This is a genomic window from Balneatrix alpica DSM 16621 (assembly GCF_000619885.1).
Taxonomy (GTDB): Bacteria; Pseudomonadota; Gammaproteobacteria; order Pseudomonadales; family Balneatricaceae; genus Balneatrix; species Balneatrix alpica.
This window is the reverse complement of the sequence record NZ_JHUZ01000011.1, coordinates 398678-414680: the sequence shown is the minus strand read 5'-3', so window position 1 is coordinate 414680 and position 16003 is coordinate 398678. Positions and strand designations below refer to the sequence as shown.

Sequence of the window (16003 nt, the reverse complement as noted above, 5' to 3'; positions counted from 1 at the left end):
GTGTACAGCGTAGCCAATAACGGAGCGGCAAAGGTAAGGGTAGGCTTACTTTTGCGCCTGTTGATCTAACCATTGCTGCTGTACTTGATGGCCACGAATGGCGGGGCCAGCCAGTGCTTTCAGGCTTAGGTTACCTAACATCACCAGGGTGGCTGCGGCCAGCGCATCAAGAAAACGATACAGCGGTTGCGCCAGGTAACCCAGCCAGGCTGGGGCCTCCGCCGGGTGCAGGAACAGCTGGCGTTCGGTTAACACACTCAGCAGCAGGCAGGCCCAAAAGCCAAAGCAGTAAGGGCAGCGCCAGGCTTGATACAGATACTGCAACCCGCTTGGACTGCGTTCCAGCAGCCCGTTAAACCAGCTGCCCCAGTGGGGAAGTTTCTCCCAGATCAGTAGATACAGGGCGAGTGCCATTAATGGCAGGCTGAGATCAAACATGGTTTGGCTCCCTTTGAATTAGAGTGAAATGCATGGCATAGCCCTGACCTTGGTGGCGCCAGCGACGATAGGCGTGGGTAAATACCTGTTCCAGCGCTTGTTCTAGTACTGGCCAGGGGAGGAGAGCCGGTTCATCGGCATCCGCAGGTGGGGTGACGCCCTCCGGCATCTCCAGCTCCTGCCAGATATCCTCAACCAGTAACAGATAACCACCAGGACGCAGTACCCGTTGGCATTCACGCAAACCCTGGTGGACATCCTGCCAGTGCTGCACGCTGCTTAAGGCCAGTATCCAATCGGCAGACTGATCCGCACAGGGCAGGTGTTCGGCTTGGCCAAGGCGCCACGCTACAGTGACCTTGGGATTGGGCGCTAAGGCGCGGGCCTTGGCGTACTCCAGCATGCGGGGACTGGGGTCAATGCCCGTCAACTGCCCTTGTTGAAGATAACCGCAGAGTGCAGCAATCAGGCCACCGCTGGCGCAACCCAGGTCAATAATGTCAGCCTGACAAGGCAGGTTGAGTAAATGGGGCAACTCGCTGAAAAGCGGATGCTCGCCCCAATTTTGCACATACCAGTCGACCTGTTCATCCGCCCAGATGGGGCTATCGTTACTCATCGTATTACCTGCTTATTTCATTAATTGTTTAGTTAGGTAGGCAAACTATAGTGATAATAAGTTAGGAAAACAAACTAAATTTACGGAAATGAATAGCGTGACTGTCAGCTGCCAGGCTTGACCTGCGCCCGGCAAAGCAAGAAAGTTAGGCAAACCAACAATTTAGGCAACACCATGAGTGATGAATTGCTGCTGATCCAGCTGCACCGCCAGCTCTCCCGCGCCTGGGGAGAGGTAACAGAACTGAGCTATAGCGAGTTTGAGTATCTGTCTCTGGTCGAGATTGCTTCGGCGGAGCTGCCGGAGCGCCCCTCCGCCGAGCATGATGACCGCACCCATTTATCTGCCTTGGCGGCGGAAATGCAGGTGCAAAAGTCATCCGCCAGTCTGATGGTCAACAAGTTGGAAAAGCGGGGGCTGGTACAGCGGGTACAGTGCCGGTATGACGCCCGCGCCCAGCATATTCTGATTACGGATACGGGCCAGCAACTGTTAGCACGTGCCCGCAGCCAGGTATATCAGCCGTTATTACATCTGCTGCAACAACTCAGCACCGAGCAACAGCAGCAGTGGCCAGCATTACTGCAGGCGATGCTGCAGAGCTGGGCTGAGGGTGAAGAGCCTGCCCCCGCTAACGAGGATTAAGCAGAGGGGGGCAGCTTAACGCTAATACCCCCTTGCCATTGCTCGGCGGCAAAGTCGATAAAGGTGCGTACCAGCGGCTGTTGATAACTGCGTGACAGGTACACGGCCCACAGCCAGGCATGGCGACACGGAAAATCCTGCAAAAGAATACGTAAGCGGCCCGCTTCGATATGGGGTTGGGCCAAGTCCGCCGGTAACAGGCTAATGCCTAAGCCCTGTACCGTGGCGCGGGTGAGTACTCCCATCTCATTGGCGCTGAAATTGCCCCGCACCGCGACCTCCAAGGGTTGATCCTGTTGGCTGAAGGTCCAGCTTTGGCTATCCAGATGAGTCAGGCAATTGTGGCTGCTAAGTTGCTGCGGCTGTTGTGGCTCACCACATTGCCGCAGGTAACTTGGCGCGGCGCAGACAAAGGTGGGTACTTGCATCAATCGCCGTGCGATCAACTGTGCTGCCGGTTGCTGGCTAAAGCGCAGGGCAACATCGACCCGCTCATCGACTAAATCGGCGTCATCATCCGCCAGTTGCAGGTGAATATGCACCTGCGGATGGCGCTGCAAAAAGGTTTCCACCAAGTCATATAGCCAATGTTGACCTAGCCCCACTGGGCTGGCCAGACGAATGCTGCCTTGCAACTGGCTGGTCGCCGGACGGATTTCACTCTCCAGACGGGCAGCCTGATTCAACAGTTGCTCACATAGGGGTAGGGCGGCCCGGCCTGCTTCGGTCAGGCTGACCTGTCGGGTGGTGCGATGTAGCAGGCGACTTTGCAGCCAGTCCTCTACCTCCTGAATATGGCGACTGATGCGAATGCGGTTGAGCCCCAAGCGCTCGGCGGCTTGGGTGAAGCTGCCGCAACTGGCAACCTCGATAAAGCTGCGAATGGCCTCGATTCGATCCATGTATTTGTTCGCTATCTGAACTAAATAGCTTCATTTTAGCTAATTTATCGAAGGGTTTTGTATCAATAAACTGGCTCCATCTTAAACCTGTGGAGAAGATGAAATGAAAATTGCCGTATTGGGTGCCAGTGGTTGGATTGGTAGCAACCTTGCCCGTGAAGTACAGGAGCGGGGTCATCAGTTAGTCGCCTTGGTGCGTGAGCCAAGCAAGGTCAGCCTCAATGCCGAGGTGCGTCAGGTGAATAGCCAGGATCACAATGCATTGCTACAGGCACTGGCCGATATCGAGGTGCTGATTGTCAGCATTGGTGGTCGCGCCAGTGGTGCGCACCAGATTGTGCCCAACACCGCCAAGACCCTGCTGAACCTGCTGCCCGATACCTCCGTCCAGCGTCTGCTATGGGTAGGGGGGGCTGGTAGCCTGGAAGTGGCACCGGGGCAAACCCTGCTTAGCTTGCCGAGCTTCCCGGAGGAATACAAAGGCGAAGCCCAGGCCCAGGGCGAAGCCTTGCAGGTATTTCGCACCAGTAATAGCCAGGTGGATTGGTTGTTTGTCAGCCCGGCGGCGGAGATCTTCCCAGGCCAGCGCACGGGTCAGTATCGCCTAGGGGGGGATCAGTTGCTGACTGATAGTGAAGGCCATTCCCGCATCAGCGTGGAAGACTATGCCAAGGCCCTGCTGGATGAAGTGGAGGCAAAACGCTATCAGCGCCAGCGGATTGGGGTGGCTTACTAATTATTCAGATGAATGCCAGGGCACTGCCGTTACTCCAGGGAGGGGTAGGGGTGGTGCCCTTTTTGTATTGGCTGAGTGTTATGGCTGTAGCCTGTGCTGCATGCAGGGAGATTGGCAAAGCCCAAGGGGCTGTGCTGACAGCCCCTTTCGATTGCCATTAGTCTTGCTTGGCTTGCCTTAGGGTGGTGACCTGGTCATAGCCTATCCCCCAGTTATCGGTATCCACTTCATCAATCACGATAAAGGTGGTGGCGGGGTTTTTATCGAGTACCTCAACCAGCAATTGAGTGGTGCCTTTGATCAGGGCTTCTTTTTTCGCTTTGCTGAGGCCTTCTTTGGTCACTTTGATATTGACGTAGGGCATGGTGTTTCCTCGTTGTTGTGTCGCATTGAGTGCGGGTTAGGCCAGTTGGATTAAGCCAAGGGCTGTTGCAGGTCGGTGTACATCTTGTTGACGATCAGCCACTGGCCGTTTTCTTTCAGACAGCCGAGGTAGTCGACATAGAAGTGCTGAAACAGGGGGCACTCCAGTTTGACCATGGCCTGATCCTGAATGATTTCAATGGCCAGCAGTTTGAAGCGGTAGGGTGCTTGCTGCTGGGCAGGGACGGGGCGGCTAGCCACCGCCGCCAACCACTCTTCCAGGCTGCGGCGCAGGCCCGGAGCCTTTAAGAAGGCATCCGGATGAAAGATGGCGCGTAGCTTGGCGACATCTCCCTGATAAAGACCATCGCAGTAGTCACGTACCAGTTGCATCAGCGCTTGGAATTGCTCTTCACCGATACCAGTCAGGGCGTGGGCCATGGTGTTCTCCTGTGGTTAGGCTGCTTGTGCTTGTTCCGCCGCCAGGGCGCGTTGGAAGCTGGGCATGGCGAGGACGTGGTCGAGCATCTGCTGGGTGCGGGGGCCGATATTGATGGTGACCGGGAAGGCACCACCCCAACGGGAGTAGACCGTGAGCATGATGTCGGCAGCAGAAGGTTGCGCCCCACCGAGGAAGGGTTGCTGGGCCAGTTGTTCCTCTACTACTTGCCAGAGTTGGTTAATGGCTTGACTGGCCCGCTGGTAGGCTTCCGCCTGGGCAGTGTTAGCGCTGATATTTTGCGCGATAAAGAACAGGCGGCTATAGGCAGGGTGCATGGTGGCATTGGCAAACAGGATGTTTTGGATGCCCTGCAGACGTGCCTGACCACTGTTGGGCAGCAGGGTGTTGGGGTGCTTATCCAGCAGGTACAGCATGATGGCGGCCCCTTCACGGTAGGCCTGGCCGTTGTCTACCAGTACGGGCACAGTGCCGACGGGGTTAATCTGGTTAAAGTCAGCCACCTGTTGTTTGTTGATGAGCTGTACGGGTTGCCCTAATTCATGCAGCACGACTTGGGTGGCGAGTGAGCAGGCACCGGGGAGGAAATATAGCTTGTACATAGCATTCTCCAATTATGGGTTGGCGAAAGGTTTGCGTAACACAGCGTTTGCTTAACCACGGAGATAGCCTAGGGAGTTTGATGGTTTTCATATATGGCTGTAATGTGGAACAACTGTTTCCATATTGATGACAATTTAAGGCTGCACAGCCTGGGGGGAGGGGTGGATCGATTACGGGCAATGCAGTTATTTGTGCGCTTGGCTGATCTGGGGAGTTTTACCCGGGTAGCGGAGCAAACCCGCTTTTCTAAGTCGATGATCAGTAAGGAGATCAGTCGCTTAGAGGAGGAGTTAGGGGTGCGCTTGCTGCATCGCTCCACCCGTGCTCTGCAGTTGACCTATGCTGGCGAGGGGTATTTGCAGCGGGCCAGGGGAATTTTGGCGCAGCTGGATGAGGCGGATCATTTCCTCCAGGTGTTGCAACAACAACCCCGTGGCAAGTTGAAGATCAATGCGCCAATGGCCCTGGGGATTACTGATTTATCGAAGATGTTCGCTGACTTTATGCAGGCTTATCCCGATATTGAGTTGGACATTCATCTGAGTGATGACAGTGTCGATTTACTGCAGCAGGGGTTTGATCTGGGCTTTCGTGCTTCCAGTCAGCCGGTGGATGTGAATTATGTCGGGCGGCCCTTAACCCGGTTTGCCTATCGGGTCTGCGTCGGGGCGGATTATTTAGCCCATCACCCTGCAATACACCTGCCACAGGATTTGCAGCAGCACCCTTGTTTTATCTACAGCTATTTCCAGGGGGGACGGGTTTGGCCACTGGAGGACGGCATCGCCGTGCAAGGACGACTACGAGTCAATAACACCCTGTTTATTCTGGAGGCGGTCAAACGCAACCTGGGGGTTGGCTTTTTGCCAGAGTTTGTCTGTCGTGAGGCATTGCAGCGTGGGGAGGTGGTAGAGGTATTGGCGGAGGCGGCCAAGCCCCCTTTGACCCTGTATGCGCTTTATCCGGTGCGGAATTTTGTGCCCCCCAGCGTGCTGCAATGTATCCGCTTTTTACAGCAGTGGTTTGCTGAGCATGGAGAGTCGACTGCTCCCCGCTAACTGTCCTGTTGAGGCATCCTTCAGCTTGGCTAACCATAACAATTAGCAAAACCCCATTGACCACTTTGGACAGGACAGCGAAGCTGAGCGTCTCGATTGTTTGCAGTTGATCCGGAGCCGATCATGCTTGAGCACTTTCAATGGATTCCTTTCCTAATCGCCATCACCCTGTTAACCATGACGCCAGGGCTGGATACCCTGATGGTGATGCGTAATGCCGCCCGGGGTGGCTGGCGTGATGGGTTATTGACCAGTTTTGGTATCTGTTGTGGCCTGTTTGTTCATGCCAGTATCTCGGCGGCGGGGCTATCGGTGATTTTGCTGGGCTCGGCGGAGGCCTTTATGGCGCTGAAGCTAGCGGGGGCGCTGTATTTGATTTGGCTAGGCTACCAGAGCTTGAAGGCCGCTTGGCATGCCAAGGGCATGGCGATTCCACAGGTGCAGGCTAAGCAGGTGAGCAGCTGGGTGTCGTTGCGTGAAGGCTTTCTATCTAATGTGCTGAATCCCAAGCCAATCATTTTCTACATGGCTTTCTTGCCGCAGTTTATTGATCCGGCTCACTCTGCTTTAGGGCAGTCGATGTTTATGGCGGGGCTGCACTTTGCCATTGCTACCCTGTGGCAGGGTATTCTGGTGTTATTGGTCAATCAGGCCCGCCTGTGGATGGCTACCCCCCGGGTGGCGCGTAGCCTGGATGGTATCGCCGGTGTATTACTGCTGGGCTTTGGCGCCAAGCTGGCGGTTAGTCAGTAAGCCAGATTAACCCCGCATAGGGGTGTTGTTTCAGGCTGGCCAGGCGACTGGCCATGCCTCCCACATGCAGCTCTAGTTTGTGCCCGTCCGGGTCAAGCAGGTAGAGCGACTCTCCTTCACTTTGATTCTGTTGCCAGCAAGGCAGGTCTGCCAGCTGTTGCTGCAGCTTGGCAAATTCAGCGGCATCGACACTAAAGGCAATATGGCTGTAGTCCTCACTGGGCTTGGCGTGGCCGAGATTCAGGCATAACCAGATATCCGCCTGAGTGAGGTAGGCACCTTTATCCCAGCGCACCAGTGGTTTGAAGCCGAGGCGTTGATAATAGGCCAGGGAACGTTCTAGCTCGTTGACGGTCAGGGTGAGGTGATTGAGTCCCTGTAGCATGGAGATCTCCTTAGTCGCTGGCCCTGCGCTAGGGACCATAGTCAGACTGGCAGGTGGCGGGTATGCTTAGCGCTTTATTTGTCTGCCGCCAATGGGAGTATGTATGCAGATCGAAAAAGACCGTGTGGTGCTGTTCCACTATACCCTGAGTAATGCCCAAGGCCAGCAGCTGGAATCCAGCTATGAGCGTCAGCCGATGGCTTATCTGCATGGCCATGACAATATTCTGTCCGGCTTGGAGCAAGCCTTGGCCGGTAAACAGGCAGGGGATAGCCTGAGTGTGACTCTGAGTCCGGAGCAGGCATACGGTGAGCGGGTCGAGGAGGCTGAGCAGCGAGTGCCGGTGAAACACCTGCAAGGGGCGAAAAAGTGGCGCCCAGGGATGGTGGCTGTGGTGCATACCGAGCAGGGCGCGCGGCAGGTAACGGTAAAAAAAGTGGGCAAATTTATGGTAACAGTCGATACCAATCACCCCTTGGCCGGTGAAACCCTGACCTTTGCTATTGAGGTGGTGGAAGTGCGCGCCGCCAGTGCCGAAGAAATTGCCCATGGCCATGCCCACGGGGTTGGCGGCCATCATCATTAAGAGCAGCTGACTCTTCTATCGTTCAGCCTGGAGGGGAAGATGCAGCGACGTCGGTTACTGCAAAGCTTATTGACCAGCCTGTTACTTCCCCTGCCGCTGGTCAGCTCTGCCCAGACTAAGCGTGTGTTGGTGGTGGGGGCAGGGATGGCTGGCCTGGCTGCCGCCCAGCGCTTGCAACAAGCCGGTTGGCAGGTGCAGGTGCTGGAGGCACGTGACCGTCTGGGTGGACGACTGCATACCAGCCAACACTGGAGCGATGCCCCGGTGGATATGGGGGCCTCCTGGATCCATGGTACTCAGGGTAATCCCATTACGGCGTTAGCCGCACAAGCAAACGTGCCGCTATGGCCATTTGATGGTGAGCAAGTCCAGGTGTATGGAGCTGATAGCCGCCCCCTGCAACAGTCACAACGGCAACAGCTGGAGCAGCTGCAACAGCGTATTCTCTGGCAATTAGAGCAGCTTGAGGATGATGACCCCGCATCCCTGCTTGATTGGCTGGAAGAACAGCTACTGCCACAGTTACCGGCTGAACTGACGCCATGGCTGCGATTTGTGCTGAGTTCTGTCTGGGAGCATGAATACGGTGGCAGTGCAGCCGAACTTTCGGCCCGCTGGGCGGATGCGGGGCAAACCTTCGCCGGGGAGGATGCCCTCTTTCCCCAGGGCTATCAGGCCTTGGCAGCGTGGTTAGGGCGTGATTTACAGCTGCATTTGCAGCATCCCATCGTGGCGATTAACTGGCAGGACGAGGTGCGTTTACTGAGCGCGAATGGCCAACAGTGGCAGGCGGATTATGTTCTGCTGACGGTGCCGATGGGAGTGCTACAACAGGGCCAGATCGTTTTTTCTCCTCCTTTGCCTAAGCCTCTGACGGACGCGATTAAGGCATTACCGATGGGGCTGCTGAATAAATGTTATTTGCGTTTCGAACACGTCTTTTGGCCTGAACAGCTGAGCTGGTTGGAGTTGGCGCAGGAAAATACCCCCTGGCCAGAGTGGGTCAATTTGCACGGCATGACCGGGCTACCCATATTGTTGGGATTTACTGCGGCGGAGCAGGCCAGGACACTTGAACAGCAGCCGGATGAGGCCTGGGTGGCAAGTGCCATGCAGGCACTGAGAGGAGTGTTTGGCCAGCAGATTCCAGAGCCTGTGGATTATCAGCTCAGCCGTTGGGGACAGGATCCCTTTAGCCTGGGTGCCTATAGCTACAATGCGGTGGGCTATCAGCCTGTTTATCGGGAGCGTCTTGGCCAATTATGGGGTGGGAGGCTTATTTTGGCTGGCGAGGCCGCCAGTCGCGATTATTTTGGCACCGTCCATGGCGCCTATTTATCAGGGATTGCTGCTGCTAATACCCTGCTGGAGTCAGCCGTTTAGGCCTGGAATTGACCGCTCCAATGCTGGAAGCGTTGTGCCAGCTCCGCTAGTTTACTGCTGCGTTCTGCCACTTCCTGGGTACCATGACGGCTCTGTTCGGCGGCACTGGCAATGCTGCTGAGGTTCTGGCTCATTTCTTCCGCCACCGCGCTTTGCTGCTGTACCGCTGCTGCCACCTGTGCACTCATATTGCGAATGTCGCTGACCTGACGAACGATATCCGCCAGTTGGCCCCCGGCCTGGCGTGCTTGTTCCATACTGGCATTGGCCTGACTCAGGCCCTGCTGCATGACTTCAGCGGCATCCTGACTGGCAACTCGTAGCTTGTCATTGAGATGATGAATTTGCTGGGTAGATTCCTGGGTGCGTTGGGCCAATTTGCGTACTTCATCCGCGACCACGGCAAAACCACGGCCCTGCTCACCGGCACGGGCAGCTTCAATCGCCGCGTTCAGTGCCAGCAGATTGGTTTGTTCGGAAATGGCGGCAATCTCTTCCAGGATCTGGCTCACCATGTCGGCATGGGTGCCCAGTTGGCGTACCTGCTCGGCGGATTTCTCCACCGCTTCGCCGAGGGAGCAGATGCGGCTGATGCTGGTCTCTACCAACTGTTGTCCACGTTGTGCAGCCTGATCGGCGCTTTCTGTCAGTTGTAAGGTATCGCGGGCATGGTCAGCGACCTGGATGGAGGAAGCGCTCATTTCGGTCATGGCCATCACCAGGCTTTCTGTGTCCTGGCTCTGCTGATGAATGCCCTGGAAGGTTTCCTGAGTGGCCTGCTGCATGGCATGGGTAGCCTGATGCATATCCTGCGAGCCGGCGCTGAGCTGTTTGAGCAGCGGTTGTAAGCTATCAAGACTGGTATTGAGACTGGCGCAAACCTGTCCTAGCTCGTCTGTTCCCCGGGCGGGCAGGCGGGACGTGAGTTTACCTTGCGCCAGCTCCTGGCACAGGCGCTGAATCCGCTTTAGTGGAGAGGTAATGGAGCGGGCAATGGCCAGTGAGAGCAGGATAATCAGGCTGAGCGCCAGCACAATTTCTACTACCACCAAACCCATGCTGCTCCAAAACAAAGCTTCAATATCATCAACATAGAGACCGGTGCCGATGACCCAGCCCCAGGGTTGGAAGTGGTGGATATAGGAGATTTTTTCCACCGCTTCGGCATGCCCGGGTTTTGGCCACCAGTAATTGACGGAGCCCTGTCCCTGGCGCTTGGCAAGCTCAACAATCGCCTGGAATACATTAAAGCCCTTGGCATCTTTGACTTGCTGCAGATCTTGCCCTTCCAACTTGGGGTTGATGGGGTGCATCAGCATTTTGGCATTGAGATCGTTAACCCACAGGTAGTCACTCTCGCCATAGCGCAAGTTGCGCAGCATCTTCAGTGCCTGGGCTTGTGCGGCGGGGCTGTCGCCCTGCTCGGCTTGAATTTGTTTGAGCATACCGAGGGCCAGTTCAACCACCACCTGGGATTGTTGCTGGCGGGCATCCAGGAGTTCGCGTTTCAGTTCGAGCCCGCTCTGCAGGCTGATACCCAGGGTAAGTAGGCTAAAGAGGGTAATAATCAGGCCGAGCTTGGCCCGAACGGGAAGGGACTGCAACAACCGCTTCATAAGGAGCTCCTTGGGCACGACCGCGATGATGATAGCGGTGGCCCTATCGTCATAAGATCGGCTGACTGTCGAGGCAGGCTCCAGGCAGCCGCGATGTATTAAAGCGGGGCAATGTTAAAGAATTGCGACAGTAATTGATAATGATTTTTATTTAATGTGCTATCAAATTCATTCAGTTATGAGGAAGCAACCAAGGGTTTGACCAGGGCATCGAGGCCTTCAATTTTAAGGGCCAGGCACAGTGCCAGTAATTCACCGAGTTGGCCTGCCGGAAAGCCCTGTTTGGCAAACCAGAGCAGGTATTCTTCCGGCAGGTTGATCAGCATGCGCCCTTTGAAACGGCCATAGGGCATCGGGGTGCGGGCGAGACGCAGGAGGTTGTCCTGATTGAGGGTGCTGGGGTCAAGCTGGTGAGTCACCGCGGTCTCCTGCGTAAACAAGGTCAAGGCCCAGCCTGGCTGGCCGGGCCTGCAGGATACCCCAGCTAAGCTTAAGCCTGAAAGCGGCTTGACCAGCGTTGTAGCTCCTGGGCCATCTGTGCCAATCGACTGGAGTGGCTGGCAATACGCTCGGCGCCACTGCGGCTTTGTTCGGCGACTGAGGCAATGGAACTGAGATTCTGGTTCATCTCCTCGGCAACGGCACTTTGTTGCTGTACGGCGGCGGCCACCAGAGTGTTCATATCCCGAATCTGGCTGACCTGATTGACGATGGCATGCAGATGTTGGCCGGTTTGCTGGGCCTGGGTCACGCTGGTTTGTGCCTGTTCGTGACCCTGGCGCATCACCTCCCCGGCGGCTTTGCAGGCCAGGCGCAGTTTGTCATTCAGTTCATTGATTTGCTGGGTTGACTCCTGGGTGCGGTGAGCCAGTTTGCGCACTTCATCGGCGACTACGGCAAAACCACGGCCTTGCTCGCCCGCCCGCGCGGCTTCAATGGCAGCATTCAGTGCCAGCAGGTTGGTTTGTTCGGAGATGGCGGCAATCTCCTGCAGAATCCCCCCCACATTTTCCGTATGTTGCTCCAGGGTATGGACGGTTGCCACTGACTGCTGCACCGCATCGGCGAGGGAGCAGATCAGGCGGATACTGTCTTCCACTAAACGGTGTCCTGCCTGGGCGGCTTGATCGGCCTCCAGAGTAGTGTCGGCGGTGCGCTGGGCATTGTGGGCGACATCCTGAGCGGTGGCGGACATTTCGTGCATGGCCGTGGCCAGTTGCTCGGTTTCCTGGGTTTGTTGACGAATGCCCAGGCAGGTTTCCTTAGTGGTGCGATCCATATCGGCGCTGGCCTGGGTGATTTCCTGAGCGTTATCGCTGAGGTTACGGATCAGCTCCTGCAGAACCGTGAGAGTGTGATTGAGGGCTTCACAGACCTGGCCCAATTCATCCCGGCTGTCGTACTGCAGACGGCGGGTAAGATCGCCGCCGGCGACTTCGACAATCAGCTCGCGGATCATGCCCAGCGGTTGGGTAATGGCGCGGGCAATCAGCAGGGCGACCATCAAGAGAGCGCCGAGGGTCAGCAGTAGAAAGATGGAGGAGTCCCGTACTTCAGCCCAAAACAATGCATCAATGTCATCAATATAGAGGCCGGTACCAACGACCCAGCCCCAGGGCTTGAATAGTTGCACATAGGAAATCTTCGCCACGGGTTGGTCGTGTCCAGGCTTGGGCCAGAGATAGGAGACCAGCCCCTGGCCATCACGTTTGGCGACCTCCACCATTTCATTGAACAGCGCTTTGCCGCTGGGATCCGTTAAGCGGCTAAGGTTTTGCCCGTTTAGCTCCGGCTTAAAGGGGTGCATCAGCATGCTGGGTTGGAGGTCGTTGACCCATAGGTATTCCTGACCGCCATAGCGCATCGCCTGGATGAGCTGCAGCGCCTGTTGTTGGGCTTGTGCTGGGCTGAGGTCGGGACGCTGGCTGAGGGCATCGAGGGTGCTGATGGCTAGCTCCACGGCGTAGCGTGATTGTTGCTCCCGTGCTTCCAGCAATTTTGCCCGCAGCCCCATCAGATCGTAGGCCTTAATGGAAATGGCCAGGGCGGTAAAAAGGCAGAGGATCAGGCCCAGTTTGGCCCTGACGCTGAGTTGTTTAAGTAGGGTGTGCATGTTTGGCTCCTTGGTGTCATTCAGCGTTTAACCCAGGGGTTAAAATCGGGAGCCAGACCCACAAGGCGGCTGCCCGGGCCTGCAGGCGAGGGGCATCCATGCCTGGCAGGGTGTTGAACGGCAGGGCTAAGATTGAGTGATTGTTGAGCAGCGGGTATTGATCATCGTCAAGGGCTGACGTAATTGCTGAGGCGGTTGGCGGGATTGGGTGGGCAATCCCGGCGAGGCCGGGTTGCCTGAGATGGAATGGAAAATGGCAGGGCTGCTTAACTGAGTCGCACCCGTTGGCCACTTTGATAGGAGGCCAGGCAGGCATCTGCCAGCTCCAGCGCCCGGACACCATCCTGAATACCGGTGTAGGGCGTCTTGCCTTCCACTACCGCATCAACGAAGTCCTGCAGTTCGATGCGATAGGCATCGGCATAGCGCTCCAGGAAGAAGTGCAGTGGCTTGTCGCCCACTACCCCGGCTTCACCACTGAAGCGGACGCTGGAGGGGTGATGGTTACCGGCCTGCAGCATGCCCTGGCTGCCAAAGGCTTCCAGGCGCTGGTCGTAGCCGTAACAGGCACGGCGGCTGTTATTAATATGGCAGAGGCGTCCTGAGGTGGTTTTGAGGATCACCATGGCGGAGTCTACATCACCGGCCTGAGCGATAGCGGGGTCAACCAGGCAGCTGGCACTGGCATAGACTTCTACGGGCTCTTCGCCGAGTAGCCAGCGGGCCATGTCCAGATCATGAATCATCATGTCGCGGAATAATCCCCCGGAGACCTGGATATAGCTCACCGGTGGTGGGCTGGGGTCGCGGCTGGTGATGATGACCTGCTCCAGATGACCAATCTGTCCCTGTTGAATACGGTTGTGCAGGCTACGAAAACTGGGATCGTAACGGCGATTAAAACCGAGGGAGCAGGGTACGCCAGCGGCCTCAACCACCTCGGCACAGGCGCGGGCCTGGGCAATATCCAGGTCAATCGGTTTTTCACAGAAGATGGCTTTACCAGCCTGGGCGGCGGCAATCATCAACTCGGCATGGGTGTTGGTGGAGCTGGCAATAATCACGGCATTAACCGCCGGGTCGGCCAGCGCCTGTTCCACACTGGCAGTTCGGGCGCCCAATTGGCTGGCCAGTGTGGCGGCTGCCTGTTGATTAACGTCCACCACATAGCGAATCCGTGCCTGTGGGTGAGCGGCGACATTGGCGGCATGGATAGCGCCGATGCGGCCGGCGCCGAATAAACAGAATTCCAACATTGAGGGTCTCCGGTTCAATGAGGCAAGTGCGCGGGGTTAGCTGGTGAGGGCATCCCGGGCGCGGGTTTCGGGTTGATCCAGGCGATAGGCCAGGCCAATGGCCAGGCTTTGGGCCAAACAGAGGGAGGAGGTGAGGGAGCGAAAGCCCCGCACTTCGGCCTCTTTAATATCGAAATAAACATCCGCCAGGGGGACCAGCGGGCTGAGCTTGGAATCGGTAATGGCAATAATCGGCACCCCGCGCTCATGGGCACGGTGCACTACCCCGCTGGTTTCAGCAGCATAGGGGCTATAACTGATGGCGACTAATACATCGCCCTTGCCCAGTACACTGGCCTGTTCTTCCAGCATGCCGCCATTGCCATCGATCATGTGCACGCGGCGGTCGATATGGCGCAGGGCGTAGACCAGATAACTGGCGACCGCAAAGGAGCGGCGCAGACCCACCACATGCACGGCCTGGGCCTGCTGCAACAGATCGATGGCGCTATCCAGATTAGCGGGAGCAGTCATCTGCGGCAGGTGCTCCAGGGACAGGGAGTTAGCATCGACAAACTCCTGCAGAATGCCGTGGCTGCTGATTCCGCGACTGGCATCCTGGCTTTTCGCCAGTCTTACCCGTTCGGAATAGCTGGTGGAGTGTTCGACCAGTTTATGGCGGAACAACTGCTGCATTTCGCTGAAGCCGCTATAACCGAAGGCGGCGGCAAAACGCACCAGGGTGGAGGGATGCACGCCGGCTTGCTCCGCAATCACCGCCACGGTTTCCAGCGCCACGGTGTTGGGATGCTCAAGCAAAAAGCGGGCAACCTGCTGTAAGCGTTTGCTGAGATCATGGTGGCGTTGGGTAATGGCTTCCTGCAGGCTTTGCAGGGTATTGGGGGCTGGCTCAGTCATAACAGGCTCTTTCTCTCAGCGGCCATCTTCGTGTGAAGTGGCCCTACTTATCCTACGGAACCGGTGGAGACCCGGTTCCGCCATCATACCCTAAGACAGCGGCGAATAAGCCCTTGCTGAGCGTGCAGAGGCTTGGCATCCAGTGGCGGCCTCGTTTGCCGGAGCAGAAGAGGCCGCCCTCTCGCTTAGCGGTATTCGCCAGCCAGGGTTTCCACCATGGCAATGTTGTCCTTGGTGATAAAACCAGGGCCAGAGTTGATGTGATTGGCCGGAATCACGCCATAACGGTTGTACAGGGTCAGAGCCATCACTGGCAGATAGCCTTGCAGGTAGGGCTGTTGGTCGATGGCAAAGTTGATCACCCCATCTTTAATGCCGGTGGCAATCTCTTCACTGAGGTCAAAGGTGGCGAAGAAGATCTTGCCCCCCAGTCCCATCTTGTCCACCGCTCGCAGTGTGGGTTCGGCAGAGGTGGGGCCTAAGGTCAGCACCGCCTGGGTATTGGAGTTTTGGCGTAGATAGGCGGCCACTTTTTTCTCCACATCGGTGGGGTCAGAGCCGGAGTCAATCATCTGGTTACCCAGTTCGATCCCCAGTGCATCGGCAAAGCCTTGGCAGCGCTCAACCGAGGCGGGGTTGGTGATGTAGTGGTTGACGCAGAGGAAGTTGGTTACCCCCGCCTCTTTGGCTTTTTTACCGGCACCGAAACCGGCGTCATATTCCGGCTGGCCGACATGCAGCAGGGCACCGAGCTGTTCGCTCTGGGCGTGGGTGCCGGAGTTCATGGTGATGACCGGGATCAGCTTGCGGGTAGCTTTTTCCACTGGCCCTTTCAGCACATCGTAGTCAGCGATACTGAGCACGATGCCCTGGGGGTTGGAGGCCACAGCCTGCTCGACAATACGGGCCATGTCGGTCAGGTCACCGCTGGGGGGGTTACGGTACTCAACGGTGACCCCCAGGTGTTCGCTGGCATCTTTAATCGCATTCTTGATGGTGTTCCACCAGGAGTCGGAGTCGGGGGCGTGACTGATAAAGACAATACGTTCGCCGGCGGCTTCAGTGACCGGGCTGGTTGTCATCAGTCCGACGCTGGCCAAACCGGCAATGGCGAAGGCTGAGGCTTTTTTTATTAGTGTTTTCATAGTTCCTCCGGGTGAGGTGTGTCTCAGATTGGGATGGGCGGGATT

General features: G+C 56.8%; 19 protein-coding genes. 6 read left to right on the top strand and 13 right to left on the bottom strand.

Annotated features, from left to right (window positions below; all coding sequences use genetic code 11):
* Positions 1–45: 45 nt before the first annotated feature.
* Positions 46–438, bottom strand: a complete 393-nt coding sequence (locus Q334_RS0105915) for a hypothetical protein (protein ID WP_027312401.1) — start codon at positions 436–438, stop codon at positions 46–48.
* Positions 431–1057: a class I SAM-dependent methyltransferase gene (locus Q334_RS19875; protein WP_051527556.1), complete on the bottom strand. Its 627-nt coding sequence runs from the start codon at positions 1055–1057 to the stop codon at positions 431–433. The genes Q334_RS0105915 and Q334_RS19875 overlap by 8 nt, the downstream gene beginning before the upstream one ends.
* Before the next feature lie 174 nt (positions 1058–1231).
* On the opposite strand from Q334_RS19875, the gene Q334_RS18180 reads away from it, so the two are divergent.
* Positions 1232–1702 (top strand): MarR family winged helix-turn-helix transcriptional regulator, encoded by a 471-nt coding sequence (locus Q334_RS18180; RefSeq protein ID WP_051527555.1) that lies wholly within the window; start codon positions 1232–1234, stop codon positions 1700–1702.
* On the opposite strand, the gene Q334_RS0105900 is transcribed toward Q334_RS18180, so the two are convergent.
* Positions 1699–2604: a LysR family transcriptional regulator gene (locus Q334_RS0105900; protein WP_027312400.1), complete on the bottom strand. Its 906-nt coding sequence runs from the start codon at positions 2602–2604 to the stop codon at positions 1699–1701. The two genes, Q334_RS18180 and Q334_RS0105900, sit on opposite strands and share 4 nt — an antisense overlap.
* Before the next feature lie 103 nt (positions 2605–2707).
* Here Q334_RS0105900 and Q334_RS0105895 point away from each other — a divergent pair, with 103 nt between their 5' ends.
* A complete protein-coding gene (locus tag Q334_RS0105895; RefSeq protein WP_027312399.1) occupies positions 2708–3340 on the top strand; it encodes an NAD(P)-dependent oxidoreductase in 633 nt (210 codons plus the stop codon).
* Positions 3341–3497: 157 nt separating this feature from the next.
* On the opposite strand, the gene Q334_RS0105890 is transcribed toward Q334_RS0105895, so the two are convergent.
* From Q334_RS0105890 to Q334_RS0105880, 3 genes are read right to left on the bottom strand one after another with little or no spacing between them, the layout of a single operon-like run.
* Positions 3498–3704 (bottom strand): tautomerase family protein, encoded by a 207-nt coding sequence (locus Q334_RS0105890; RefSeq protein WP_027312398.1) that lies wholly within the window; start codon positions 3702–3704, stop codon positions 3498–3500.
* Positions 3705–3754: 50 nt separating this feature from the next.
* Entirely contained in the window at positions 3755–4144 is a 390-nt protein-coding gene (locus tag Q334_RS0105885; protein ID WP_051527554.1) for a nuclear transport factor 2 family protein, read from the bottom strand.
* Between the two features lie 15 nt (positions 4145–4159).
* Entirely contained in the window at positions 4160–4765 is a 606-nt protein-coding gene (locus Q334_RS0105880; protein WP_027312396.1) for a glutathione S-transferase family protein, read from the bottom strand.
* A gap of 93 nt (positions 4766–4858) precedes the next feature.
* Between Q334_RS0105880 and Q334_RS0105875 the strand changes: the two genes are divergently transcribed.
* Entirely contained in the window at positions 4859–5824 is a 966-nt protein-coding gene (locus tag Q334_RS0105875) for a LysR family transcriptional regulator (RefSeq protein WP_245593662.1), read from the top strand.
* 123 nt (positions 5825–5947) lie between these two features.
* Positions 5948–6577 (top strand): LysE family translocator, encoded by a 630-nt coding sequence (locus Q334_RS0105870; protein ID WP_027312394.1) that lies wholly within the window; start codon positions 5948–5950, stop codon positions 6575–6577.
* Here Q334_RS0105870 and Q334_RS0105865 read toward each other — a convergent pair.
* Positions 6567–6962, bottom strand: a complete 396-nt coding sequence (locus Q334_RS0105865; RefSeq protein ID WP_027312393.1) for a fosfomycin resistance glutathione transferase — start codon at positions 6960–6962, stop codon at positions 6567–6569. The genes Q334_RS0105870 and Q334_RS0105865 overlap by 11 nt on opposite strands.
* A gap of 103 nt (positions 6963–7065) precedes the next feature.
* On the opposite strand from Q334_RS0105865, the gene Q334_RS0105860 reads away from it, so the two are divergent.
* Together Q334_RS0105860 and Q334_RS18175 are read left to right on the top strand one after the other, a co-directional pair.
* Complete coding sequence (locus Q334_RS0105860) at positions 7066–7548, top strand: FKBP-type peptidyl-prolyl cis-trans isomerase (protein WP_027312392.1); 483 nt, start codon at positions 7066–7068, stop codon at positions 7546–7548.
* A gap of 39 nt (positions 7549–7587) precedes the next feature.
* Complete coding sequence (locus tag Q334_RS18175) at positions 7588–8931, top strand: flavin monoamine oxidase family protein (RefSeq protein ID WP_035460867.1); 1344 nt, start codon at positions 7588–7590, stop codon at positions 8929–8931.
* On the opposite strand, the gene Q334_RS18170 is transcribed toward Q334_RS18175, so the two are convergent.
* From Q334_RS18170 to Q334_RS0105825, 6 genes are all read right to left on the bottom strand, one after another.
* Entirely contained in the window at positions 8928–10547 is a 1620-nt protein-coding gene (locus Q334_RS18170) for a methyl-accepting chemotaxis protein (protein WP_051527553.1), read from the bottom strand. The genes Q334_RS18175 and Q334_RS18170 overlap by 4 nt on opposite strands.
* 176 nt (positions 10548–10723) lie before the next feature.
* The gene (locus tag Q334_RS0105845; protein ID WP_027312391.1) at positions 10724–10966 is read right to left on the bottom strand and encodes a DUF3820 family protein; all 243 of its coding nucleotides are present in this window, start codon (positions 10964–10966) and stop codon (positions 10724–10726) included.
* Between the two features lie 71 nt (positions 10967–11037).
* Positions 11038–12660 carry a methyl-accepting chemotaxis protein gene (locus tag Q334_RS0105840; protein WP_027312390.1) on the bottom strand — a complete coding sequence of 541 codons (1623 nt, stop codon included), beginning with the start codon at positions 12658–12660 and terminating at the stop codon, positions 11038–11040.
* A gap of 266 nt (positions 12661–12926) precedes the next feature.
* Positions 12927–13916, bottom strand: coding sequence for an inositol 2-dehydrogenase (gene iolG, locus Q334_RS0105835; RefSeq protein ID WP_027312389.1), 990 nt, complete (start codon positions 13914–13916; stop codon positions 12927–12929).
* Positions 13917–13952: 36 nt separating this feature from the next.
* Positions 13953–14813 carry a MurR/RpiR family transcriptional regulator gene (locus Q334_RS0105830; protein ID WP_027312388.1) on the bottom strand — a complete coding sequence of 287 codons (861 nt, stop codon included), beginning with the start codon at positions 14811–14813 and terminating at the stop codon, positions 13953–13955.
* 185 nt (positions 14814–14998) lie between these two features.
* On the bottom strand, positions 14999–15958 hold the full coding sequence (locus tag Q334_RS0105825; RefSeq protein WP_027312387.1) for a sugar ABC transporter substrate-binding protein: 960 nt from the start codon (positions 15956–15958) through the stop codon (positions 14999–15001).
* Between the last annotated feature and the right edge of the window lie 45 nt (positions 15959–16003).